The following is a 24,430-nucleotide window of genomic DNA, read 5'->3' on the forward strand; positions in this document are numbered from 1 at the left end:
TCATTGCACCTGTAAATCGTTTAAAATATCAACCAATCCATCAATTGAAGAGAACCTTCTATCTTCAAAATGTATCTCATTTAGCACTACATTGAAGCTTGATTCACAGAATTCTATTAACATCAGCACGTCAAATGAATCAATATAACCGGATTCAAAATAATTTAACGTTGTATCAATATTTTCCATTTGGCTTTTAGACACAAACCACTGCACTAGCTTTTCTTTTACTAGTATTTCATTACTCTTACTCAATTGCAAAACACCTAACTGGAGCCCCATCGCCACCTTTAATTTTTAAGGGTGCGACGATAAGCGTAAATTCTTCGCTCTCAATCGAACGAATATTAACTAAATATTCAACGATAACAACACCTGCACCAAGAAGTATTTTATGGTTAGGTGCATCCTTTTCTGCCCCTCTTCCATTTAAAGGGTTGTCAGGCTGGGGGGTATCTAGGGCGATAAGCTTACACCCATTATCTACCAGCCATTGACAAGCATCCTCAGAAAAAAAGGCATGGTCTGAGTAGTATTCATTAGTGTTTAATTTTAAATCCCAGTCAAATCTAGCAACTAGGCGAACCGGACACTTGGAGCCTAAAGCCAATATCAACTCATCTCTGGTAATTTCATGTTTATCTGCAAGGTTCGAAAAGTCAACAACCCGTGCAGGCCCATTTAATTGAGCCAAAGGTATATTTTCAATTGTTTCACCATCAGCAATAAAGTGCCTTGGGGCATCTATGTGAGTTCCAGTGTGTGTACCTAATACAATTTTTCGCGTTTCTCTATTTTCAATTCCGTGTCGTCCTAACTGAGTTGATTCAAAAAAGGGGTGCCAATGAGCTGCAAATGTTTGCATCCCCTCTTCAAGTAACATTGTTAAATCAGTTATTTTCATTTTAATACCTCGATGAGTTCTATAATTACTCCTGAGGGAGTTTTAAATAGGAGTATATCCATCTTTTGTTCATTAACTTCAAGAGTAAATATCTCAGAAATCCAAATTACTTTATTTTTTAGTTTACTTTTAAACAGAGCTAAATCTTTTACTATAAATGCAATTGATGTGAAGCCTTGAAGATCTAGTTTTTGTTCTACAAGATCTTGTTCCGTTGAAACAAAAGAGATATCAAGGTTCCATGTTTTTACAGGTCTAGATAACCTTAGGCAATTTCCACTTTCTTTGAAACCTAGCCAACACCAAAAATCAATTTCCTTTGCAAAACAACCCGATGGTATCAAAATAGTCATCATTGAGTCATTGTAAAATAAACGATTTTGAACATCCATATTTTTACTATGGTGGTTAATAAGCTCAATGTCATATGAATCACTTCGTTTGAGTAATTTAATATCATGTTTCACAGAATACGAACCGAGTAAATTCTTTTTTGAATAATTATTCTCTAACTCTTTTTCATCAAATACCGATTCATACCCTAGCTCTTTAAATTTAGAGATATCTCGCTCAACAAAAGCTGAATTCCAAGTAAGATGGGAGAATCCAATAATCATATTAAGTACTTATTGATTAGCTTTGCTTTCATTACTTTTCCCGTGACTGAAGTAGGAAAGCTTTTCAAAACAATTATTTTTTCAGGAAGAAATTCTGAAGGTAACAAGGTACCCAACCACGCCTTTATAGATTTAACATTTAAATCATGTTCTGATAAAAGAAATAATATTGGCACTTCACCCCAAAAATCATGAGGCTTCGCAACTACTGCAGCATCCATAATACCAGTATACTTCAAACTAACATCCTCTATATACCTCGAACTTATGTTAATTCCACCTTTAATAATAATATCTTTTTTACGCCCAGTAATGCTTAAAACCCCTGATGATGACTTTCCAATATCACCTGTAGCAGGGCATTCTGAGTCAGCGTTTAAGTAGCCAAGCATCTCCCAAGGAGAATCAATTAGTATTTCGTTCGAATCAGAAAAAGTTACATTCACAAGTTCCAAACACCGACCAACTCCGTCCAAATGCCCTTCACCGACTTTCGCACAAGATATAAACAACTGCTCACTTGTGCCATAACTTTCTAAAACTTCATGTGCAAATTTATGCTCAAACTCTTTTTTTGTATTTTGCATCAGAGGCGCAGTACCGATAAATATCTTTGCTGCGCAATCACTTACCCAACCTATAGCATCTCTATCGGTTGTCATTTTAGATGAAAGGGCTAACATTGAAGGGCTTAGCCAAATAGCATTTGCTCTATATTTAGCAAAATTCTTAAAGATAGTTGCGGCATTACTAGCCGAGAAGGTTGTACTTAAAATGACACATCCACCAGCTATTAATGGACATAAAAAGGTGTTAAGAATACCAGCCATGTAAAAACAAGGCATTACATGCAACATCTTAACTTCACAACCGATTTCATTATGTTTGTTAAACGCTTCAGCGCAAACAAGTAAGCTTTTTAAGTTATGGCATACCGCTTTTGGTGTACCTGTCGTCCCTGAAGTAAAGGTAATAACCTGAGCTTTATTCGATCTATCCTTATAGATAAAGCTATTTATTTTTTTTTCAGGTATGTATTCTTCAAATTCGCCAAAATTGTTAATTACTTTGTCAGGGTTAAAGATGTCCAGCAATGTGCATTTATAACTTTCATTATAGTTGGCTGATAATGGTAAGACCTTTGCACCTAATGTGAACAATGAAACAAGAATTACAAAAAACTCCAATTTATCTTCGAGCTCTAGAGCAACTTTATCACCTTCACTTACACCAGCTTCAGTTAACTGATTCATATAAAATATTACCTGACTCTCAAAATTTAAATAAGTAATCTTTTGAGTGCCGTGTATTATTGCAAAAGAGTGTTGCTCTGCTGACTTAAATAGTTCTTTTATCATAGAATTACTTGCTCATTTACATGGTAATTTTTATAACTCGGCTTCCAATGTCCTTTTGCCTTTTGTATTTTTAACAACTCAATTGCATGCCTTTCAACCATTTCTTCAGGTGCATTGCAAGTATCTTCTTTACAAACAGAAATAATTAAATGCCTTGGATCAACTTTATATTTTTGTGACATTTCAAAAATTATAGGCATGTAACTAGAATGGAATAATGACATCCCTGATATAGTGTCAATAGATGAAAGGCCATTCTTATTAATCAAAGGTTTTATTAGTTCTTCACCTAAATCCATTACTTGTATTGGATCTATTTTTCCCTCCAACCCCATACGAGCCAGGCACCCTATAATTTGTTCTGTACTTGTATTACCGGCACTACGTCCAAATCCTTGCAGTGACGAATCAATAATTTCAGCACCAGCATTGATAGCGGCAAGAGCATTTCCCACACCTAACCCCAAATTATTATGCCCATGAAATCCAACTGTTAGACTGGGACATTCTGCAAGTATTGCTTGAACATACTCAGTCACTTCTTGTGGTAGCATTCCGCCTGCAGAGTCTACTACATAAACGGCATCAGCCCCAATTTCAAAAGCAGCCTTTGCTGCCTTAGCAAGCTTGCTAGGCGAAACAGTATACGACTTCATGAAATTGACGTATGTGAGCATACTTTTGTTTTTCGCAGAGCTTATAAATTTTTCACACTTTTTAAAATCAGATATTGTAGAACCCAAGCGAACAAAATCCATTCCATGGTCTTCAGCTAACGCAAGGTGTTCTAAATTTGCAATCCCCGGAATTGCAAACATTCCCCAATTACCTTTTTTTACACTCTCAGACGCTGCTTTCATATAAATTTCATCAGTCTCAAGAGCAACTCCTATACCTCTTTCTGAAGCACCCAGACCGACACCATGACCAACTTCTATTAACTCAAATCCACAGTAATCTAGTGCACTACAAATACCAACTGTATCATTTTTAGAAAACTGAAAGTCAATTTCATAACTTCCATCTCTTAAAGTGCATTCTAGTATTTTTGGATACTTCATCACTAATACCTTTTAATAATTGGAGCACTACTTATAAGTGTGCTCATTTTGCCTCTACTCGAAGACCAGTCGATGAACACTGCCATACTTAAAGTTTTTAATAGTTTTCAAGTATGAAGCAAAATACAAGCCACTATTAATTCCTTTGGGAGCTAGATATTCCTATAAATAGTGTAAACTGTATTTGTGAAATGTTATCTTAAATGTTAAACATTATACCTAACCCTATATAAAGGTAATAATACTACAATGAAGTATGATAGAGATAAATCATGGAATAGCATATATGCTGAAAACACAGAAATAGCCTACCCACCAGAAGCAGTTATTAGAATTTTTTTAGGGCAATTTCCTAAGTTAGAGTTTCTAGATAAAAATTTTCAAGGTAAAAAAATCTTAGATGTAGGTTTTGGTGATGGCCGTAATTTCCCTCTTTTTAATAGACTTGGTTTATTGAGTAGTGGAGTAGAAATCACAAAAGATATCGTAAATAATGCTTCTGAAAGAAAGGAGTTTAAAGGCCAAAAATTAGACTTACGAATAGGTAGCTGCGAAGAAATCCCATTCGAAGCGAATATGTTTGATTATTTAATCTCTTGGAATAGTAGTTATTATATGAGTTCTGAAAGTTTTGATTATCAAAAACATATAGATGAATTTGTAAGAGTAACAAAGCCAAAAGGCTATCTAATCGTATCTGTTCCAACGGCTTCAGCTTTTATTTATGAATCCTGTGAAGAGCTCGAAAAAGGGTATGTGAGAATTAAAAATGATTACTTCGGAGTTCGCAATGGTCAAGTTATGCGTCGCTTTGAAGATAAAGATGATTTTTTAAGCTGCTTTTCAAATATTTCACAATATTGTGAATGCGCAGAAATAAAAATGGATTGGTTCGGATTAGCTTACAATTGGTATGTTGCTGTAATTAAGTTAAACTAGCATAAGAGCGCACTTACGCGCTCCTTTTACTCTATTTAGTCTTGGGCTATGATTAAACCAGCTTTTTCGAGAGATTCAACTAAAGGTAAAAGCTCAAAAACATTAGCTCGAATCTTATCAGCAAGCTCTAATAAATCACTACCTCCATCTGCATAAGCTAGTAAATTAGTGAGCATTTTTACTTGAGTATAATCTTGCTGCATATTGCTCGTATTAGGATACAATCCTCTTTTACCAAGTTGCGGCTCACATAAATTAGTTGCTTTATATACTTTATTCTTTTCTAATAATTGAATAGCGCCAACAATTACATCTGCAGCACCTCTTAATCCAGCAGGTGTAATTAATGTAAGATTATCTAATGATGTGTGATATTCGGGATATTCCCCGTATTTGCTCCGCATGATTGAACATACAGGTAAATCAACACCAGGAGCACAAAATTGACGCTCATCACTACCACGCTCAAGAAAAGAATACTGTTTAAAACTACCAACTAAATTCTTTAAAGCACTTAGTGCTGCTCTGTCGGCTAAAGTACGAGAGTTGCGTGAACTTAGGTATGAGTACTCTCTTTCATCACCGACACATGTGACAATGAATCCAGCTTTCAGATGCTGTTTCAAACGTTTTAAATGTTTTGAAATATAAACTATTGACCCTATGGTTTCTGGTAAAAATAAAACTCTGTAAGTATATCTACGGTCAGTCATTAATTTAAGTTGCTCAATTAATGCCATACAAACAACTGGTCCAGATAATTCATTATTAGCTAAAGAAGGATGACATATGTATGTAGAAAGCAAAATTTCATTTTCTGTTTCTCCAGGTAAAACAAACTCTCCATACGTTAAATGCCCATTGAATAAATTTGTATCTATAACAACTTGGTAACTACCTTCAGTCAAAGATAAACGTTGAGAGTGGCTAAGACAAAATCCCCAATTACGCTCATAGTATGATGTAACATATGGTATTGCGTCAGGCATATCCTCTATACTGTAAAGGTGAGTTTGTAATTCTTTTAAAGAAAGTTTCTTATTAACAGGCTCTGAGTAACCCATTAGATGTAGGTTATTAACTTTAAAATCACATATTTTATTACCATTAGGATCAATTATGTATGCGTTATTTACTTTCCATTCTTGCGGTACCTTCCAGTCAAAAGCGATAGTATTTGAAGGAACCTCGTGCGCAACCAGTTCCGGTACAAACTGTTTGATATATCTCAATGTTTCTCTTACACCGTCACCTGTAAGGCTTCGATTGATTGGAAATAGCTTCTTTGCCCACTCATACATTCTATTTCCATCGATTGCTTCGTTCATTTTTAACCTTATTTTTTACTTTAATTTGTATAAAAAGCGTTGCTGCATAAGACACATGCTAGATTATTCATTAACTTAGAAGTGTACAATAAGAAAAGGAGCACAGCACACCATTAAGTTGTCACTATTCAATGGGAGGCAAATCAAGTTTTAAAGCCAAAATTAAGAATAACCATAGAACTTTATTAGCTACAGTTCAATTTATTAGCGGTTTTAATCAATCCCTAGAAAGATTATATTTTTTCATTTTTTCGACCAGTGTGGTTCGCCTTACACCTAACACTTCAGCAGCACGGGCGACAACATAATCAAAGCGCTCTAATGCCTGGGTGATTAAGTTAATTTCAAGCTCAGCTAAGTACTCTTTAAGCTCAATACCTTCGTCGGGCAATAAACCGGGAGCCGCTTGAGCAAAATCATCTTCGAGGTCTATCTCGTCTTCACTAAATCCGCCGCTAAAAATATCATTAAATGCATCACGCTCCATCAGTTCTTCTGGGTACTGTGGCTCGTAGGCTTCAACTTCAATGTAGCGGTATTTATTAGGTAAATCAGGAACATCAACCACCTTGTCTGGGAACATAATAACCATACGCTCAACTAAGTTAGCGAGCTCACGAATATTACCCGGCCAAGAATGTTCTTTTAAACTATCAATAGCACGCTCTGTAAACTTAGCAGTAGTACCACTTTGCTCATTTACACGGCGCATAAGCTCTTTAAGTAGTAAAGGAATGTCTTCTGCGCGTTGAGCAAGAGATGGGCTCTCAATAGGAAAAACATTTAAACGATAGTATAAATCTTCTCGGAACGAGCCTTTTTCTATCATGCTTTCAAGGTCACGGTGGGTTGCAGCAATAACACGCACATCAGCCTGAATCGCTTTGGTACCACCAACACGCTCATAACTACGCTCTTGAAGCACTCGCAGTAACTTAACTTGCATTTGCAATGGCATATCCCCTATTTCATCTAAAAATAGCGTGCCACCTTGCGCTAACTCAAAACGGCCTTTTCGTGCTGAAATAGCTCCAGTAAACGCGCCTTTTTCATGACCAAATAGTTCACTTTCTAATAGCTCAGCAGGAATAGCCCCACAGTTGACCGGTACAAAAGGGCCTTTATTACGTTTAGAAAGCAAATGTACGTTACGGGCGACCACTTCTTTACCTGTGCCCGACTCACCCAAAATAAGTACATTGGCATCGGTTTTTGCAACCTGCGTAATTAAAAAGCGTAAATCTTTTACCGCTTTGGTTTCACCAACAAGACCATCAAAGGTGCTTTTCTCTTTATTATTTTTATGTTCATGCGGCAACATGCGCTGATATTGCTGACAGTCGTGCAACAGCTGTGTGGTAATTTCATGAGTAAATGGCTCACATATCAACCCCACAACATTAGCCAAACTCAACAAAGGTTTAAGCGTTTCACCAATGAGTAAAAAAGGAAATGTTGGGTATCGTTTAATTAAACTTTCGTGATCTAAAGACTGCAAAGCACCTAACACCACAATACATTCTTTGTTTTGATAGTGGCTACATGCCTGTTCAAAGTCAGCTTCTGTTTGCAACTGTACCGCCTCACCAATAAAAGTAAGCGATGCGTATAATCCAATAGAGCGATTGTTATTATTATCTAAAATTAAGATCATCTTTAGCGAGCCATTTATTTCACTAATTTGTTTTATTAATCAAATTGTAAGCCAGTTGGGTTTGGATGCAAGCAATAGCGGCGATTTTTTGACATTAACGCCAAAAAACAGACACTGGCCGCACAAAGTCAATACTTTATAACTATTAATTGCCTGGGTAGTTTTAGTGACATACATACTTAGGATGAATTAAACGACATATAATACGATTTTCAATGATACGATTTCACACAGAAAAAACTCATAAAAACTGCTATTATTATTTAAAGGTGCGACTGTTTTTGCCGATAAAGTAATAGTCAAACTTATGTTGGAACTAAACTTGCTTAGAGTTCTGAACATGTAATTAAAATTTGAGGAATTACCTATGGCTCATGCATCAATCAATAAATACCGTCAAATAACAGTTAGCAGTGTTAAAGAAATGACGCCTTACGACCAAGTTAAACTGGTATTTGTTAATATTGTTGGCAAACTTTCTGCTGCAAAAGGATTTATTGAACGTAAAGAGTTAGAAAAAAAAGGCAACGCAATATCTGATTGTATTGTGCTACTTGGTGCGTTGCAGCAAGTATTAAATTTTGAACACAATAATGAAGTATCAACTAACTTAGACTCTTTGTATGACTACTGCCAGCGCTGCTTATTAACTGCAAACCTTGAAAACAATATAGATAAAATCGATGAAGTAATTACCTTGATTAAAGAGATTAAATCAGGTTGGGAAGCAATTCCATTCGAGCAAAGAGAACCACAACTATAATGGCTTTAAAGCAAATAACGAGTTCACAAGTTACAGATAGTGAAACTCGCAAATATTGTAATGAGCTAGTGAGTTTGATTAATGACTCAGAGGATTGGGATATTGAGCAAGCGCTGAGTATTCATAATAAGCTTGATACATATATAAGTGAATCACTTACAAGAGAAAAAGCTTTTTACTCTGCGACTGAACTTGAGTTTTTAATTAACCTAATAGAACAGCTATCTGCTAAAATGGATGCTCAAAAACAACTATTAGCGGTTAAAATAGTTGGTAATCAAAAAAATAAAAAAGCTGTAAATAAGTATAAATCTAACTTTTAAAATAGATTTGGCAATATTAGGCTGGTTAGCTGTGGAGAGAATCTCATGTTTGATGGAAAGGTAGTTTTAATAACAGGTGGAACAGGGTCGTTCGGTAAAAAGTATGTAAAAACACTATTAGAGCGGTACAGTCCAAAAAAAATTATTATCTTTTCTCGTGACGAGTTAAAACAGTTTGAGATGCAGCAAGATTTTGATCAGCCTTGCATGCGCTACTTTATTGGTGATGTTCGAGATAAAGAACGACTAAATCGCGCAATGCGTGGCGTTGATTATGTCATCCATGCTGCAGCCCTTAAGCAGGTACCTGCCGCAGAGTACAACCCAATGGAATGCATCAAAACTAATATTAATGGCGCAGAAAACGTCATTAATGCAGCACTTGATAACAATGTTGAAAAAGTCATTGCCCTCTCTACAGATAAAGCAGCTAACCCTATTAATTTGTATGGTGCCACTAAATTAGCCTCGGATAAATTATTTGTAGCGGCAAACAATATTGCAGGCGGCCATAAAACGACTTTTTCAGTAGTGCGTTATGGGAATGTAGTATGTTCGCGAGGGTCAGTTGTACCTATCTTCCAAAAATTCATTAATGAAGGCCGTGATCACATCCCTATCACTCATGACGAAATGACTCGTTTTTGGATAAGCCTTCAACAAGGTGTTGATTTTGTTTTAACAAATTTCGCGCGCATGTTGGGCGGTGAAATTTTCGTACCTAAAATCCCATCAATTCGAATTGCTGATTTAGCAAAAGCAATGGCTCCTGAATTACCTATTAAAATTATTGGTATTCGCCCAGGAGAGAAACTCCATGAAGTTATGTGCCCTGCCGATCTGTGTTTTGAAACCTATGAATATAACGATCATTTTGTAATTGCACCAGGCATCAAATTTAGCAGTCGTAGTAATGACTTTACAGTTAATGCACTTAATGAAAAGGGAAAAAAAGTTCAGCAAGGCTTTGAATATAACTCTTTGAACAACCCACATTACATGACGATTGAAGAAATTGAAGCCTTCAATATTGAAGCCTTAATTTAAAAGTAATGACTCCATGATCCCATACGGCAAACAAGCTATCTCTCAACAAGACATCGACGCAGTAGTTGATGTCTTAAAATCTGACTGGTTAACGCAAGGCCCAAAAGTACCCGCTTTTGAGCAAGCCATCGCAAATTATTGTGGCAGCACCTATGCATGTGCAACAAACAGTGCCACATCAGCATTGCACGTTGCATGTTTAGCGTTAAATGTGGGGAAAGATGACATCGTGTGGACATCCCCTATTTCGTTCGTTGCTTCCGCAAATTGTGCACTGTACTGTGGTGCTCAAATAGACTTTGTGGATATTGATGTAGCAACAGGGAATATGTGCACTGATGAGTTAGAAAAAAAACTTATTATTGCTAAAGAAAATAATCGTTTACCAAAGGTAGTCATCCCTGTTCACCTGGCAGGTCAATCATGTGATATGCAGGCTATATATCAACTTGCAGTTGAATATGGCTTTAAGATTATTGAAGATGCTTCACATTCTATTGGTGCAAAATATTTAGGTAAGCCTGTGGGCAGCTGTGAGTTTTCAGATATTTGCGTATTTAGCTTTCATCCAGTCAAAATAATCACCTCAGCTGAAGGTGGTATGGCTGTAACAAACAACAAACGACTTGCTAATAAAATGGTGCGTTTACGTAGTCACGGGATTACATCCGATCAGAGTGAAATGACAGAGCCAAGTCATGGCCCTTGGTACTATCAGCAAGTTGAACTCGGCTTTAATTATAGAATGACTGAGTTACAAGCTGCACTAGGCCTTAGCCAGCTCTCAAAGCTTGATGAATTTGTTGCAAAACGCAACCAGCTAGCTAAAGTATATACTAGCAAGCTAAAAGGTATGCCTATCAATCATTTAACTCAATCACACCAAAGCTATTCTAGTTACCATCTATATATTTTAACCTTGTCTGGTGATGCAATTGTAAAACATGATTCTCTTATCTGTAGTTTAAGAGAGCAAGGCATAACGAGTCATTTGCATTACATTCCAATTCATATACAACCTTATTACAAAGAGCTTGGCTTTAAGGCAAATGACTTTCCAAATGCAATGAGATACTACAGCTGCGCTCTCACCATACCTTTGCATCCTGGATTAACTAATTCAGAACAAAACTTCATAATAGAAACATTAGCTAAACAACTATGAAAATCGCTTTAGGAACCGCTCAATTTGGTTTGAATTATGGTATTAGTAACACCCTTGGGCAGGTAAAAAAAGATGAGATCAAACGAATACTTAGTGCTGCGCTAGACGCTGGCATTACAGTGGTTGATACGGCATCAGCTTATGGAATTAGCGAGAGTAATATTGGCCAATCGGGTTTAAGCCAAGCTTTATCTATTGTTACTAAAGTATCAAGTGAAAATATTCACGCGCAGGTAGAAAAAAGCTTAAAAAATCTGAACTGTGACTCAATTGATGCAGTGTTATTTCATAATTGTGAGTTGCTTTTAAGCTGTTCAGGGGAAGACTATTTTTCGCAGCTAGAGCAGTTAAAAACCAAAGGCATAGTTAAGCGAATAGGTGTTTCTGTTTATAACCCTAAAGAACTTGAATTACTTAGTGAAAGGTTTAATTTAGATCTGATTCAAGCTCCTGTTAATTGGTTAGATCAACGTTTTATACAACCTGAAATTATCGATAAGCTAATAGAAAAAAATATAAAGCTTCACGCTCGCTCGATATTTTTACAAGGGCTTTTATTAGAGCCAATGATTCAAAATAACGCTTATTTTTCACAGTTTAATAATGAGTTTTCTCAGTATAATCGTGTTATTAATGAATTAGGCTGCAATCGGCTAACTTTCGCATTAGCAATTATTGCGCAAAAAGCCCCTCATATCGAAAATGCAATTATAGGATGTTGCTCACAAGAACAGTTAACACAATTAATAGACAGCTACTGCGCCGCAAAAAAGCTTACACTCCCCTCGGATGACGTTTTAGCCTCTTTAGCTTCAAGTAATTTAGCATTAATCAATCCATCGCAATGGCTTGGTTAATTAAGCGCTAGGATTAAAAATATGATAAATGCTTTCATGCAAGCTAGGACAGGATCAACACGCTTACCTAATAAAGTTTTAAAGAACCTCCAAGGTTTACCTATGTTTATTCAACAAGCTAAGCGTGTACAACGAGCAAAATTAGTAGACAACCTAGTTATTGTCACAAGTACTGATGAAAGTGACGACATTATTGAACAGTTATGCAATGAGAATAATTTATTATGCTTTAGAGGAAGTTTAAGCAATGTTCTCAGCCGGTACTTTCATGCTGAACTCAATTACCCTTGTGATGCTATCGTTAGAATAACAGCTGACTGCCCAGTGATTGACCCTGAGCTCATGGACTATGTCATTAATAGTCATTTAAAAAACAACAATGATTATACTTCAAACTGCTTAGTAGCCACATACCCTGATGGTCTCGATATTGAAGTGATCAGTAAAAAGGCCTTACATAACGCTTATAAATATGCAGAAAAGCCTTCTGAGCTAGAACACGTAACACCTTATATAACAAGTCACCCTGATAAGTATAAGTTACAGAATATCCAAAGTGAGCAAGACCTCTCTGCCTATAGATGGACTGTTGACGAACCCAAAGACTTTGAGTTGATTTCATCAATATATGAAAATTTATATGTAAAAAAGCCTAATTTTAATTATCAAGATATACTGGAATTGTTATCGCATAAACCAGAGCTGAACTTATTAAACTCCCAAATTGCTCGAAATGAGGGAATGGTTAAATCATTAAAACAAGATAAAGAAGAAGGCTATGAATAATTACACTAATTCAGTGGAGTGGCTACATAGAGCTGAAAAAACCATTCCTCTTGGTTCCCAAACTTTTAGTAAGAGTAGAATTGCATTTCCACAAAATGCGGCGCCTTTATTTATTGAACGCGGTTTAGGTTCTAAAGTGTGGGATGCTGATAATAATGAGTATATTGACTTTGTGAATGGCTTACTTTCTGTTTCTTTAGGTTACTGTGATGCCGATGTAAATCAAGCTGTTATTGACCAGCTTGGCTCAGGGATCACTTTCTCCCTTCCTCATAGGTTAGAAATGGAAGTCGCCGAAGAACTCACAAAGCTAATACCTTGCGCTGAAATGGTGCGTTTTGGTAAAAATGGCAGTGACGCAACATCTGCAGCAATTCGACTAGCAAGAGCTTATACAAAAAGAGAGCATGTTGCTGTTTGCGGTTATCATGGCTGGCAAGATTGGTATATTGGCTCAACAACCAGAAATTTAGGTGTTCCTGAGTGTGTTAGAGCACTTACCCATACGTTTACATACAATGACCTTAGCTCATTAGAAAAACTATTCATTAACTATCCTGAACAGCTTGCTGCTGTAATTATGGAGCCAATGAATGTCGCCTTTCCAGAAGCTGGATTTCTTGAGGGAGTACAAGCACTTTGTAAAAAACATGGCTCTGTACTAATTTTTGACGAAACAATTACCGGTTTTCGATTTGATCTACATGGTGCTCAAGGGTTATTTAATGTTACACCCGACCTAGCAACCTTTGGCAAAGGCATGGCAAACGGATTTCCTATCTCAGCTGTCGTAGGTAAACAAAAAATAATGTCATTGATGGAAGACATTTTCTTCTCCGGTACCTTTGCGGGCGAAACCATGTCTTTAGTTGCTACAAAAACAACATTAAAAAAAATACAGCGAGAAAGTGTACTTAAACATATTCACACTTTAGGTAAAAAATTAATTTGTGAGCTTAATAAATTAATAGAAAAACACGATGTAAAAGATTGGCTAAGCAATGCGGGTCATCCGTCATGGTCTTTTATTATTATTAAAGACACTCAAAAATACTCCGCATTAGAGCTAAAATCTTTATTTATTCAAGAAATGTGTGCTAGAGGTATTTTAATTGGTGGTAGTCATAACCTTAGCTATGCCCATACACATGACGATATAGAAAAATTACTTAATGCATACGATGAAGTTATTTTTATTTTAAAAAATACAATAGAAACACAAAATTTATATGATGTTTTTAAAGGTAAACTATTAGAGCCAGTTTTTAAAGTTAGATAAGTGACAACTAAAGTAAGGCAACTCTTAGTTACATTTATAGAGGATAGTACAGTATGAAAGTAGCAATAATTGTCGCCCATCCTGATGATGAGACACTCGGCTGTGGTGCCACAATCGCGAACCATATTGAAAAATGTGATGAAGTATATATTTTAACACTTTCTAATGGGGTTAGCTCACGCCTAGAATATACTGAAGCAGAGATTCAAACCCGGCAAGCAGCCTTTTTAAATGCCGCCCAACATTTAGGCGTTTCTCCTAATAATCTAACATCATTGGATTTTCCTGATAATGAATTCGATACCATACCACTTTTAAAAATAGCGCAAGCTATCGAACTGTTTTTATCTAAGAATATAATTACACGCGTGTATACCCACTATCATAGCGATTTGAACATTGATCATAGAAAAACTTATGAGGCTGTTTTAACAGCGTGTAGACCGCAACCCACACAATCAGTAAAGCAAATATTTTGCTTCGAAACACTATCAAGCACTGAATGGGCAAGTCACCGTTACGAGGCATTCAAACCTAACTATTTTGTCAATATCGAGCATGTATTTAGTAAAAAACTAAAAGCACTTACAGCTTATAAAGATGAAATGAGAGAAGCCCCACACACTCGAAGTATTGAGAATATTCATGCAATAGCTAAATTTAGAGGCATGTGTATAGGCACTCCACTTGCTGAAGCATTTTATATTGAACGTTTTATAGACTAAGGCCTATTGCGCTCGTTATAAAGTCGCGGTTTTAATACCTAATTTAGGATAGAAAATAAGATGATAATATTAAGAGAAGCAGAGCAAAGTGATTGTACTCTTTTATATCAATGGGTTAATGATCCCGTCATTCGCAGCTGTGCATTAAAAGACGCCCCTATTACGTTACAAAATCACTTAACTTGGTTTAATAAACAACTAGCGTCTCTTACTAGTAAAATTTATATTGCATCTATTGACGACAAACCAATCGGACAAGTCAGATTTAATCAAACAGCTCTTAATACATATGAAATAGACACGCATTTATCTCCTTGCAGTAGAGGCTATGGTTATGGTCGAGAAATGTTAAAACAAGCGCTAAAACTAATAGAAAAAAACAAAAATAGTACATTTATTGCGACTATTTTAATTGAAAATATAGCATCTATTAAATTATTCGAAGCCTGTAACTTTAAGCGTGAAAAAGAAACAACAATAAAAAATAAAAAATGTTTCATTTACATCCGTAAAGAGGCTCTAGAAGGTGAGCATTAATATAAAACAAAGTAATACCAAAACTCTGACTCGATTATTCAACATCGCTTTTAGAGTTGATGCTTCTTTAAATATTGGTTCGGGCCATGTGATGCGTTGCCTTACATTAGCGACAGCGATTAGAAAAGCTGCCAATGTTAATATCACTTTTTTCTGTCGTGATGCTATAGGTAATAGTAATGAAAATATAATCCAATCTGGGTTTGAGCTTGTAAGAATGGCCCCTCCAAAAAGTACTATCGACTTAAAAAACTACAGCTCATGGCTGGGTACTAGCATAGATGATGACTGTGAAGAGTTTCTACAATTAACAGCGGAGAAAAATTACGATTTAATCGTAATAGATCATTATGCTATTGATACCCGTTGGCATAATAAAGTGAAAAGCATAACCAAAAAAATTATGGTTATTGACGATCTAGCGAATCGAAAACACAATTGTGACTTGTTATTAGATCAAACCTACCAATGCCCAACAGTAAAATACGCACACCTGGTAAATAACCATACAAAACTACTACTTGGCTCAAACTTTGCCTTATTAAGGCCTGAGTTTTTAGAGTTTCAAAAAGTATCAAATGACAAAAAAGAGCATACCTTACTTATTATGTTTGGAGGAACAGATCCAGACAACTTGACTCTTCAAGTTTTAGCGCTAGTAATAAAATTAAAATACATTGAAAAAATTAATGTAATCCTGAATAAAACAGCAAAAAACGTAAAGTCAGTGTTTGATTTTGCCCAACTCCATGAGAAAGTCTCTTTATATATATCACCAAACAACGTTGCAGAGATAATGTCAACAGCAACATTAGCGGTTGGTGCAGCAGGAACAACGTCATGGGAAAGATGTGCTTTAGGCCTTCCTGCTGTTGTTATTGTACAGGCAGACAATCAGCAAGAGATCGCTAATGCGCTTCAATTAGCTGAAGTGATCCGCTTTATTTCAATTGCAGAGATTGAATGCAAGTTAATTAAAGAAGTTGAATTTTGGCAAAACAGATTAAAATTAGATAAAGACGTTTATAAAAATTGCATTAATATTTGTGATGGCAAAGGCAGTATAAGAGTCGTCAACGAAGTGCTAAAAATCATAAAATAGCAATTTACCTGAAGTTGAATAATTATTAATTTGACTATAGAGATCACGTCTCTAAAACCGATAAGCGATTAAACATGAACAATTACGTTGTAGCTACAATTAAAGACTGGAATATTTCCCAATACAATAAACGCACGCCAGCTTACAATGGAAATTGGCATTTAATTACTGACAAAAAAGAGCTCACTTATAGTTACTTAAAACACCTAAACCCTAAGTATATTTTTTTTCCTCATTGGAGCTGGATTGTCCCAAAAGAAATAATTAACAACTTTAATTGCGTATGCTTTCATATGACTGATTTGCCTTATGGGCGGGGCGGAAGCCCAATGCAGAATTTAATTTCTCTTGGCCATACCACCACAAAGTTAAGTGCCCTAAAAATGGAAGAAAGTATAGATACAGGCCCTATTTACCTAAAAAAGCCTCTATCTTTGGAAGGCACCGCGCAACAAATATTTTTACGCTGTTCAGCCTTAACTTTTGATATGATTGAGTTTATTGTTAACGAAAATCCTGAATTAACACCTCAAGAAGGCCCTGTAACAGCATTTTCAAGACGCAATCCAAGCCAAAGTGTTATTGATACGAACTTAGAGCTGGATGATATCTTTGATCATATTCGCATGTTAGATGCTGATAGTTACCCAAAAGCATATATAAAACATGGAAAGTATAAGCTTGAGTTTACTAATGCCAAAAAAGGCAATGGCACTTTAACTGCTAATATAAAATTAACTTTATTAGAGTAGCAATGAAAAATAAATTTGTAGAAATAGATGGTCGAAGAATAGGGTTAGATTATGAACCTTACATTGTTGCTGAGCTTTCAGCTAACCATAACGGCGATCTTAAAGAAGCCCTAAAAACAATTGAAGAAGCCGCTAAATGTGGAGCCGATGCGATAAAAATTCAAACATATACGCCCGATACAATGACTATCGACTGCGATAAAGACGATTTCCAGATTAAAGGGGGACTATGGGATGGGCATAACTTATATGAATTGTATAAATGGGCTCATACTCCTTTTGAATGGCACCCTGCACTGTTTGAAAAAGCCAAAGAAGTCGGTATCACTTTATTTTCAACACCATTTGATGAAACAGCCGTTGAGCTGCTAGAAGCATTAAACACCCCAGCTTATAAAGTGGCCTCTTTCGAATTGACCGATCTGCCTCTCATCAAGCGAATTGCTGAAACAGGTAAACCTATCATTATGTCTACAGGTATGGCTAATATCTCAGAGATAGAGGAGGCGATCAGCACAGCAAGAGATAATGGTTGTGATGAACTAATTATATTGCATTGCATAAGTGCTTACCCCGCGCCATTCGAGCAAGCTAATTTAGCGACAATCGCGGATATTGCAACACGCTTTAACGTTATTACAGGCTTATCTGATCATACCTTAGGCACAACAGCAGCAATTGCATCAGTGGCTTTAGGAGCATGCTTTATTGAAAAGCATTTTATTTTAGATAGATCTAAAAAAGGACCTGACTCAGAATTTTCAATTGAACCCGAGCAGCTTGAATCAATTGTTAGCCAAAGCAAAGAAGTATATAAATCGATAGGTAATGTTGGGTATGAATTGAAATCAGCTGAAAGCGAAAATCTAAAATTTAGACGCTCTATTTATTTTATTGAAGATGTGTCAGTAGGTACGATAATAACAAAGAAGCACATAAAAAGAATACGCCCAGGCTACGGTCTAGCTTGTAAGTATTATGATACGCTGATTGGTAAGAAAGCTGCCGTAAATATAACAAGAGGAACAGCTGCTAAATGGGAGCTAATTGATGAATAATCTAACTAAAATAACAAGTAATGAGGTGAAAGATATTTTTTTACAAAGTATATCTTTAGACGATGCAAATGAAAATTATGTTGCTTGGCTTAATGATCCTCTAGTAAATCAGTACCTAGAAACTCGTTTTAGTAAACAGGATCTTAACTCAGTTAAGAGTTATATTTCAGCTAATTTAAATAACCCGCTTGAACAATTATTTACGATTAGAACCAACAATAATAAACACATTGGGAATATTAAAGTTGGAAGTATAAATAAAGCTCATAATATTGCTCAAGTGAGTCTGTTTATTGGCGAAAAAGAAAGTTGGGGGAAAGGCTATGCAAATCAAGCTATCAAGCTAATTAATCAATATGCTTTCGAAACGTTATTGATTAGAAAACTAGTAGCCTGGGTTTACACCGACAATATTGGAAGTTTTAAAGCCTTTCAAAAGGCTGGCTATAGCATAGAGTGTGTACTTAAAAATCATTATATATTGAATGGAAAACCAAGTGATCTAATCCAACTCTCTTTGTTTAATATTAAACCCTAATATAAGTAAGTTATTTACCAAAAAAGGCCAAAGCTAAGCTTTGGCCGGTTTATTATAGTTTTCAATAAACTCTAAATAAATACCTTTTACATGCTCATGAAACGCATCAATACATGCATTTATAAATCCTGTACGCATTTCTAAATCATTGTAATAATAGCTACTTGTCATAATGTAAGCTTGAAAATATCTAAAAGTTCCCTGAATCAGCCAATAAACTACATTATCGTCTGCGTTGCTATTACGTAATGTAAGTAATATTTTATTTTGTAAATTAAACGCATCAGCAAGCTGCTCACGTGTTTCAAAATATTGAGAAGTAATTGATAACAGCTGCTCAAGAACATCTTTTGTTCTAGCTTTTATGGCTTCCATTTTAAAGTTAACGTTACCAGCAGATAATTGCTCTAAAGAAGTAGCCCTATTAAGTAGCTCTGTTATTTTATCTTGCTTATTAACAATCGGTTTTATATTACCAATATCTTTAATAAGTTTAGGTTCAGTATACCTAATGAAAGCACCATTGGCGGTATTAAATACTTTAACATTTAGGTTTTCTTGAAGTAGTAATTCTAAGTTACCTTTTGATGAGTCAAATATCGGGGTTGTGAATACTTCTTCAGTAAAATTACCTTTAACAACAAATGCACCTTCAATACCTTTTTCAACTACTTTTTTATGCTTAAAGTCATTATCGAAATATATACTATGTTTTGAATGATGATGCTCTTTAGATACAAAGCCTAAGTCAGTACCAACTAAATATACTTTCTTAAACCCCAACTCAATAGCTGTAGCAAGTGCTGTATTCGATACTGTTGGGTTACTGTAGTCAGGGTAGGTAAATTGCTTTTTTGTATCCAAAGCACGAATAAGACGACCGCCTGCATCATTAACTTTTGATAACAAATGCGCACTTTTAAAGCGCTTTAAAATACTATCGTATACCGTATTAAGTGCAACAATATTTATCTCATTTAATTTTATCTTTAGTCCAGAGACGCGATCTATTGACTCCACCCATTCTAGCAGCCCTGCGCCTCGCTCCATTTCTATGTGAATATCAGGTTTAATATTATTACTAAGTAAGGCTCTTAATGCTGTACCACAAGAAATTATGATGATGTTATCTTGGTTATTTTTTAAAAACTCAATTGCATCATCAAGAGAAGGACCATTAGCGACTATAAATACGGGGTAATCATTTAATGAATTTTTAACTAGTTCAGGCTTTTTTAACACTGGAAACTTAGCATTTAAATTGGCTAATGTGTGCGACACGCCAATTATTTCATCTTCAAAAAACCCCCAGCCTGCAGCCCAACGATGGCCAATACCTTTTATACGATCAATTGTTTTTTCAATCAATGAGCTATCATAATGCTTAAAAAATAGTATTTGACTGATATTAAAGTGACCTTGATTAAACAAAAATTTGGAAATTTCGTTAATCACGCCATCTTCATTGCCGCCTACACGTATTGAAAACTGTCCGCCATTAGCTGTGCATTTATCAAAAAGTGGTTTTAATTCTATACAATGAAGTAACGCATAAAAAGCGTCTTTACTTGGCTCAAATAAAAACACATTTAGTACATCTTTTTTACTGAGTAGCTCTTCTATCTGATAGCCTAAACCACCGCCTAAAAAGCAGATAAAGTCGAGACGATTCTCTGCAGCAGGGTTGTGAATTTTATTATCTGTCTCTGACGAACGAACGTTATAAATTGATTTCAAAAGCGCGGCATGTTCAAAAACAATATTTTCGTCATCTTGATGACCTAGTTGATATTTGAAGTAAAGCGGATTTTCTAAAAACTGAACAACTTGTTGTTTTGCAAACTCCCTAGGATTAATTTGATAGACAAACTCATTATTATTAAATAAGTTTGCATTATTTGCTTCATCTATAGCTACGCCCGTATCACTTGGTGTGTAGTCTTTAAATGACTCATATATAACTGGCATTTGCTCTTGCAATAGAGCTAGGTTTGCAAGCAAGGTTGCTTGCAACATCATTTTTGTTAATTCTTGTTGATTAGCGTCCAAATTTCACTCCGCTTAACTTGATTTTTTAACCACCCCAGGTAGGTTAGCTAATTGTTGTTGTAAATAGCTGCCTGTTGAATTTAAATTGGCGACTAATAAATCCATTGCATTATATTGACTGTATAACCGTTCTTCGTATTTCGCCATACGAATATTAAATTTCTCTACATCAGTTTCTAGTTTAGAAAGCTGTGATTCACGACCTTCTATACGTGAACTAATAATACCATCAGAAGCCGTATAACCTTTAATGACTGTGTCTAACTGGCCAACAAAACCATCACCGTCATTTTCTCCGACAAAAAAGGTTTGTAAGGCTTGAGGATCCTTTTCTATCGCAGCTTTTAATGCATCGGAATCAATACTTAATTTACCTGAACGCTCCGTTCTAATACCAAAATTAGCTAAAAAATCGGTATTACCATTTCCCGTGCTAAATTCTGAGGTTAACAATGAGCGCACCTGGTTTACAGACCCTCTTAATAATGAGTCACCAGCAAGCGCCCCTACGCCCTCTTCAGCACTTGAGCGTCCTAATTGCTTAGATAAATCAATAAAAGCATTAAATTTGTCTACAAATGAGTTCAAACCAGCTGTAATATTTTTATTATTTTCTGTTATTACGGCTTTACTTAAATCATCGTCAGTTCCATGCATTTTTTTGGCATTAATGGTGACGCCCTCAATGACATCTTTAAATTCATTTGTACTGCTCGTCGCAACAAGCGTACCATCTATCGTAATTGAGGCATCCGTCGCTGCAGTTACTTCGTTTAGGTTTTCAGCGTAAGTTGCTGATGCTGTATCACTGTCATACGCAAGACGAGATAAACCCAAGGCGTCTGTATTGTTGCCATCAGAGACATCATCAACTACAATTTTTATTGCGTTTTCGGCGCCGGTTTCTTTACTTGATAATACTAACCGCTGCCCCGTGTCATCGGTAATAATAGTGGCATTCACGGAGTCATTGTCAGTTGAGTCATTAATCGCGTCACGTATATCAGCAAGTGTTGCGGTGTCTGACACATTAATACCAAAACTGTTAGCGCCAGAACTTATAGATAGCTTACCTTCACCCACCGCTTCATCGCCAGCTATAGCATTTGATGTTAGCTTATGGTTTTCGGCCAAACTATTAACTTTAATTGAGTAATTATTGGTTTGTGCATCTTTTTCAGAGCTAAAAGAAACAAATTCATCACTACCACTTATTGTTCTTTTTTGATATTCATCAACTGATGATAGTGACTCCAAAGAACCATTCAGCTCTTCTAAAGACGCTTTTAGTGTGCCTACAGCAGATATATCAGTCGTGAAATTAGCTTGCTGTTTTGTTACTCGCGCTTGATAAGGGGATTTTTCAGCATTGACTAAAGCACTTACAATTTCGTTTACTTGAAGTCCGGAGCCTATGCCCGTAAATGAAATAGCCATAATAATTACCCTCTTAAATTACTGAAAAATTAAACTTTAAAATCAACCAATACACCGGTGGCTTCAGCCAATTTAGCAACTATACCTAATACTTCCTCTGACGGATATTGCTTTACCAAATCACCACTTTCTTTGTCGATAACCTTGATTACATTGCGGCCAGAATCTTCATCTACTTTAAACTGAAGACTGCGGTTCATTTCACCCATAAAGTCTTGCAATTGCTGTACCACCTTCTCTAGCTTTTCAGGTGACAACTCAGTTTCAGAGACTTCGATTCTACTTGCAGCAGTAGGGGTGGTTGTATTCTTCTGTTCATCAACATTTTGCTTAACTTGAGATGGGGCTTGATAACTTGAGGTAACCTCACCTTTTTGCGCTGAGCTGATATTTAAATTTAAATTTTGCGTTTCCATAATTCGCTCCTACTATAAAGCGATATAAAGCTTTATACCTAATACAAGAAAGGAAGGGTTGCCCCTTCCTTAGTAGTTAAAGTATAGAGCTTATTGTTAAATTAACCTAATAAGCTAAGTGCTGCCTGTGGTAACTGGTTAGACTGAGCTAAGATTGTTGTACCAGCCTGTTGCATAATCTGGTTTTTAGTCAGTTTAGCCGTTTCTGCAGCGTAATCGGTATCTTCGATACGGCTTTTAGAAGCCGATACGTTTTCTGATACGTTTGCAAGGTTTGCTATGGTAAAGCCAAAACGATTTTGTACCGCACCTAAATCAGCTCGTTGAGCATCGATTTGAGCAAGTGCCGCATCAATTGTATTAATTGCATTTTGTGCACCTGCAGAAGTAGCACCTGAGATGTCAATAGTCTCAACTGAAGTTAACGCACTTGAACCACCTGTTGAATCTATTGTAGATGCATCTGAACCAAATATCTCATCTACTTTTGTTCCTGATATACCTATTTTATCAGCTGAGCTTAGGTTTAGTTCTGCTGAAACACTAAGCGAACCTGCTGTACTAGCCACAGCTTGAGCGCCAATAGTAAAACCACTTGTATCGCCAGCACCAGTTACATCAATACCATCTATATCTGTAGCTGTGAATGATATAGAGCCGGCTGCCTCATCATAAACAGCATCATAGCCATCTTCTTGCATATCTTTAGCTAGGCGAGCCATGTCTCCGCCAAATGTACCCAAGTTATAAGAATCAACCGCAGTACCACCCTTTTTAATCTCAATTGTAGACGAGCTACTTGCATCAATACCAGCGATTGTAGTTGTTAATTTAGCTTGAGCATTTACACCTGCCCCTGAAGAATTAATAGTATCAGCAATTGCTGCAGCACCAGAGCTTGCTGCAACTTCAATATCAACACCGTTGATATTAACTGTTTGTGCTGAAGTAGCTACATTGGCACTTAAAGCAACCGTTTGAACATCACCAAGAGCAGAAACAGTCGATGTTGCACCACCTTTAATTTCATTTGCACCGATAGCATCAGCTGATACATCACGAAGACTTACGTTAATTGTTTCATTTGCATTAGAACCTACTTGGAATTGCTTAGTACCAAATGAGCCATCTAGTAAGCTAGTACCACCAAATTTAGTGGTTTCTGCGATACGCGTTAATTCTTGTTGCAATGCGCCTACTTCTTTTTGAAGGGCCGCACGTGCATCAGCATCGTTTGAACCATTCGCTGATTGCAGCGCTAGGTCACGCATACGTTGTAGAATGTTTGATGACTCTGTCATCGCACCCTCAGCGGTTTGCGACATTGAGATACCGTCATTAGCATTACGCTGAGCAACACCTAGACCGTTAATTTGTGAAGATAGACGGTTAGCAATTTGTAGACCAGCCGCATCATCTTTCGCGCTGTTAATTTTCATACCAGATGAAAGACGTTGCATTGATGTGCCTAATGCATCGCTAGATTTTGATAAGTTTCTTTGTGCATTTATTGATGCAACGTTAGTATTTACTGATAAAGCCATGTTATAACTCCTGATTACTTTCGTAATGTAACTAATTGATTTTAACCAAGAGCCATCACAATAAAAATCTGTTCAAGCTCCGTTCTAATTTAGTTAACGGCCGTTATAAAATTACCTTTAGCTTTTTTTTAAAAAAAACAGTAAAAAACTTTAGTTAATTGAAATACAAACAAAAAAGCCAAGTATAAATA

The 24,430-nt window shown here is 36.1% G+C and carries 25 protein-coding genes; 14 read left to right on the forward strand and 11 right to left on the reverse strand.

The features are described 5' to 3' along the window. From A9479_RS02630 to A9479_RS02650, 5 genes are read right to left on the reverse strand one after another with little or no spacing between them, the layout of a single operon-like run. The gene (locus A9479_RS02630; protein WP_156520089.1) at positions 1 to 255 is read right to left on the reverse strand and encodes a hypothetical protein; all 255 of its coding nucleotides are present in this window, start codon (positions 253 to 255) and stop codon (positions 1 to 3) included. Further along, positions 248 to 904, reverse strand: a complete 657-nt coding sequence (locus A9479_RS02635; RefSeq protein WP_064662617.1) for a cyclase family protein — start codon at positions 902 to 904, stop codon at positions 248 to 250. The genes A9479_RS02630 and A9479_RS02635 overlap by 8 nt, the downstream gene beginning before the upstream one ends. Next, positions 901 to 1,521 (reverse strand): hypothetical protein, encoded by a 621-nt coding sequence (locus A9479_RS02640; RefSeq protein ID WP_064662618.1) that lies wholly within the window; start codon positions 1,519 to 1,521, stop codon positions 901 to 903. Before A9479_RS02640 ends, A9479_RS02635 begins: the two co-directional genes overlap by 4 nt. Continuing rightward, a complete protein-coding gene (locus A9479_RS02645; protein WP_064662619.1) occupies positions 1,518 to 2,879 on the reverse strand; it encodes a class I adenylate-forming enzyme family protein in 1,362 nt (453 codons plus the stop codon). Before A9479_RS02645 ends, A9479_RS02640 begins: the two co-directional genes overlap by 4 nt. After that, positions 2,876 to 3,940 (reverse strand): 4-hydroxy-2-oxovalerate aldolase, encoded by a 1,065-nt coding sequence (locus tag A9479_RS02650; protein ID WP_064662620.1) that lies wholly within the window; start codon positions 3,938 to 3,940, stop codon positions 2,876 to 2,878. Before A9479_RS02650 ends, A9479_RS02645 begins: the two co-directional genes overlap by 4 nt. Before the next feature lie 249 nt (positions 3,941 to 4,189). On the opposite strand from A9479_RS02650, the gene A9479_RS02655 reads away from it, so the two are divergent. Further along, a complete protein-coding gene (locus A9479_RS02655) occupies positions 4,190 to 4,879 on the forward strand; it encodes a class I SAM-dependent methyltransferase (protein ID WP_064662621.1) in 690 nt (229 codons plus the stop codon). A 35-nt stretch (positions 4,880 to 4,914) separates the two neighbouring features. On the opposite strand, the gene A9479_RS02660 is transcribed toward A9479_RS02655, so the two are convergent. After that, positions 4,915 to 6,207: a DUF4910 domain-containing protein gene (locus tag A9479_RS02660; RefSeq protein ID WP_197487236.1), complete on the reverse strand. Its 1,293-nt coding sequence runs from the start codon at positions 6,205 to 6,207 to the stop codon at positions 4,915 to 4,917. 217 nt (positions 6,208 to 6,424) lie between these two features. Further along, positions 6,425 to 7,861, reverse strand: coding sequence for a sigma-54-dependent Fis family transcriptional regulator (locus A9479_RS02665; protein WP_016899225.1), 1,437 nt, complete (start codon positions 7,859 to 7,861; stop codon positions 6,425 to 6,427). A gap of 367 nt (positions 7,862 to 8,228) precedes the next feature. Here A9479_RS02665 and fliS point away from each other — a divergent pair, with 367 nt between their 5' ends. The 13 genes from fliS (at position 8,229) to A9479_RS02730 (ending at position 18,793) form a co-directional block, all read left to right on the forward strand. Next, positions 8,229 to 8,624: a flagellar export chaperone FliS gene (fliS, locus tag A9479_RS02670; protein WP_013465564.1), complete on the forward strand. Its 396-nt coding sequence runs from the start codon at positions 8,229 to 8,231 to the stop codon at positions 8,622 to 8,624. After that, positions 8,624 to 8,947, forward strand: coding sequence for a hypothetical protein (locus A9479_RS02675; RefSeq protein ID WP_013465565.1), 324 nt, complete (start codon positions 8,624 to 8,626; stop codon positions 8,945 to 8,947). The genes fliS and A9479_RS02675 overlap by 1 nt, the downstream gene beginning before the upstream one ends. Positions 8,948 to 8,992: 45 nt before the next feature. Next, the gene (pseB, locus tag A9479_RS02680) at positions 8,993 to 9,994 is read left to right on the forward strand and encodes a UDP-N-acetylglucosamine 4,6-dehydratase (inverting) (protein ID WP_013465566.1); all 1,002 of its coding nucleotides are present in this window, start codon (positions 8,993 to 8,995) and stop codon (positions 9,992 to 9,994) included. A 13-nt stretch (positions 9,995 to 10,007) separates the two neighbouring features. Next, complete coding sequence (gene pseC / locus A9479_RS02685; RefSeq protein WP_064662622.1) at positions 10,008 to 11,159, forward strand: UDP-4-amino-4,6-dideoxy-N-acetyl-beta-L-altrosamine transaminase; 1,152 nt, start codon at positions 10,008 to 10,010, stop codon at positions 11,157 to 11,159. Next, positions 11,156 to 12,016 (forward strand): aldo/keto reductase, encoded by an 861-nt coding sequence (locus A9479_RS02690; RefSeq protein ID WP_064662623.1) that lies wholly within the window; start codon positions 11,156 to 11,158, stop codon positions 12,014 to 12,016. Before pseC ends, A9479_RS02690 begins: the two co-directional genes overlap by 4 nt. A 21-nt stretch (positions 12,017 to 12,037) precedes the next feature. Next, positions 12,038 to 12,802, forward strand: a complete 765-nt coding sequence (locus tag A9479_RS02695; RefSeq protein ID WP_064662624.1) for a glycosyltransferase family protein — start codon at positions 12,038 to 12,040, stop codon at positions 12,800 to 12,802. Further along, the gene (locus A9479_RS02700) at positions 12,795 to 14,081 is read left to right on the forward strand and encodes an aminotransferase class III-fold pyridoxal phosphate-dependent enzyme (RefSeq protein ID WP_064662625.1); all 1,287 of its coding nucleotides are present in this window, start codon (positions 12,795 to 12,797) and stop codon (positions 14,079 to 14,081) included. The genes A9479_RS02695 and A9479_RS02700 overlap by 8 nt, the downstream gene beginning before the upstream one ends. Positions 14,082 to 14,134: 53 nt before the next feature. Further along, positions 14,135 to 14,806 carry a PIG-L deacetylase family protein gene (locus tag A9479_RS02705; RefSeq protein ID WP_064662626.1) on the forward strand — a complete coding sequence of 224 codons (672 nt, stop codon included), beginning with the start codon at positions 14,135 to 14,137 and terminating at the stop codon, positions 14,804 to 14,806. Positions 14,807 to 14,866: 60 nt separating this feature from the next. Next, a complete protein-coding gene (locus tag A9479_RS02710; RefSeq protein WP_064662627.1) occupies positions 14,867 to 15,343 on the forward strand; it encodes a GNAT family N-acetyltransferase in 477 nt (158 codons plus the stop codon). Further along, on the forward strand, positions 15,333 to 16,445 hold the full coding sequence (gene pseG, locus A9479_RS02715) for a UDP-2,4-diacetamido-2,4,6-trideoxy-beta-L-altropyranose hydrolase (protein ID WP_064662628.1): 1,113 nt from the start codon (positions 15,333 to 15,335) through the stop codon (positions 16,443 to 16,445). The genes A9479_RS02710 and pseG overlap by 11 nt, the downstream gene beginning before the upstream one ends. A 74-nt stretch (positions 16,446 to 16,519) precedes the next feature. Continuing rightward, a complete protein-coding gene (locus tag A9479_RS02720) occupies positions 16,520 to 17,197 on the forward strand; it encodes a methionyl-tRNA formyltransferase (protein WP_064662629.1) in 678 nt (225 codons plus the stop codon). A 2-nt stretch (positions 17,198 to 17,199) separates the two neighbouring features. Then, complete coding sequence (gene pseI / locus A9479_RS02725) at positions 17,200 to 18,255, forward strand: pseudaminic acid synthase (protein ID WP_064662630.1); 1,056 nt, start codon at positions 17,200 to 17,202, stop codon at positions 18,253 to 18,255. Continuing rightward, complete coding sequence (locus A9479_RS02730; protein ID WP_064662631.1) at positions 18,248 to 18,793, forward strand: GNAT family N-acetyltransferase; 546 nt, start codon at positions 18,248 to 18,250, stop codon at positions 18,791 to 18,793. The genes pseI and A9479_RS02730 overlap by 8 nt, the downstream gene beginning before the upstream one ends. A 33-nt stretch (positions 18,794 to 18,826) precedes the next feature. Here A9479_RS02730 and A9479_RS02735 read toward each other — a convergent pair whose 3' ends face one another. The 4 genes from A9479_RS02735 to A9479_RS02750 all read right to left on the reverse strand — a co-directional run bounded on the left by A9479_RS02735 (position 18,827) and on the right by A9479_RS02750 (position 24,239). After that, positions 18,827 to 20,842 (reverse strand): motility associated factor glycosyltransferase family protein, encoded by a 2,016-nt coding sequence (locus tag A9479_RS02735; RefSeq protein WP_064662632.1) that lies wholly within the window; start codon positions 20,840 to 20,842, stop codon positions 18,827 to 18,829. Positions 20,843 to 20,854: 12 nt separating this feature from the next. After that, positions 20,855 to 22,279: a flagellar filament capping protein FliD gene (gene fliD, locus A9479_RS02740; protein WP_064662633.1), complete on the reverse strand. Its 1,425-nt coding sequence runs from the start codon at positions 22,277 to 22,279 to the stop codon at positions 20,855 to 20,857. A 29-nt stretch (positions 22,280 to 22,308) separates the two neighbouring features. Further along, on the reverse strand, positions 22,309 to 22,695 hold the full coding sequence (locus tag A9479_RS02745) for a flagellar protein FlaG (protein WP_064662634.1): 387 nt from the start codon (positions 22,693 to 22,695) through the stop codon (positions 22,309 to 22,311). 101 nt (positions 22,696 to 22,796) lie between these two features. Further along, positions 22,797 to 24,239 carry a flagellin gene (locus A9479_RS02750; RefSeq protein WP_064662635.1) on the reverse strand — a complete coding sequence of 481 codons (1,443 nt, stop codon included), beginning with the start codon at positions 24,237 to 24,239 and terminating at the stop codon, positions 22,797 to 22,799. Between the last annotated feature and the right edge of the window lie 191 nt (positions 24,240 to 24,430).

It is taken from the genome of Pseudoalteromonas sp. MQS005 (assembly GCF_001661605.1).
GTDB lineage: Bacteria > Pseudomonadota > Gammaproteobacteria > Enterobacterales > Alteromonadaceae > Pseudoalteromonas > Pseudoalteromonas tetraodonis.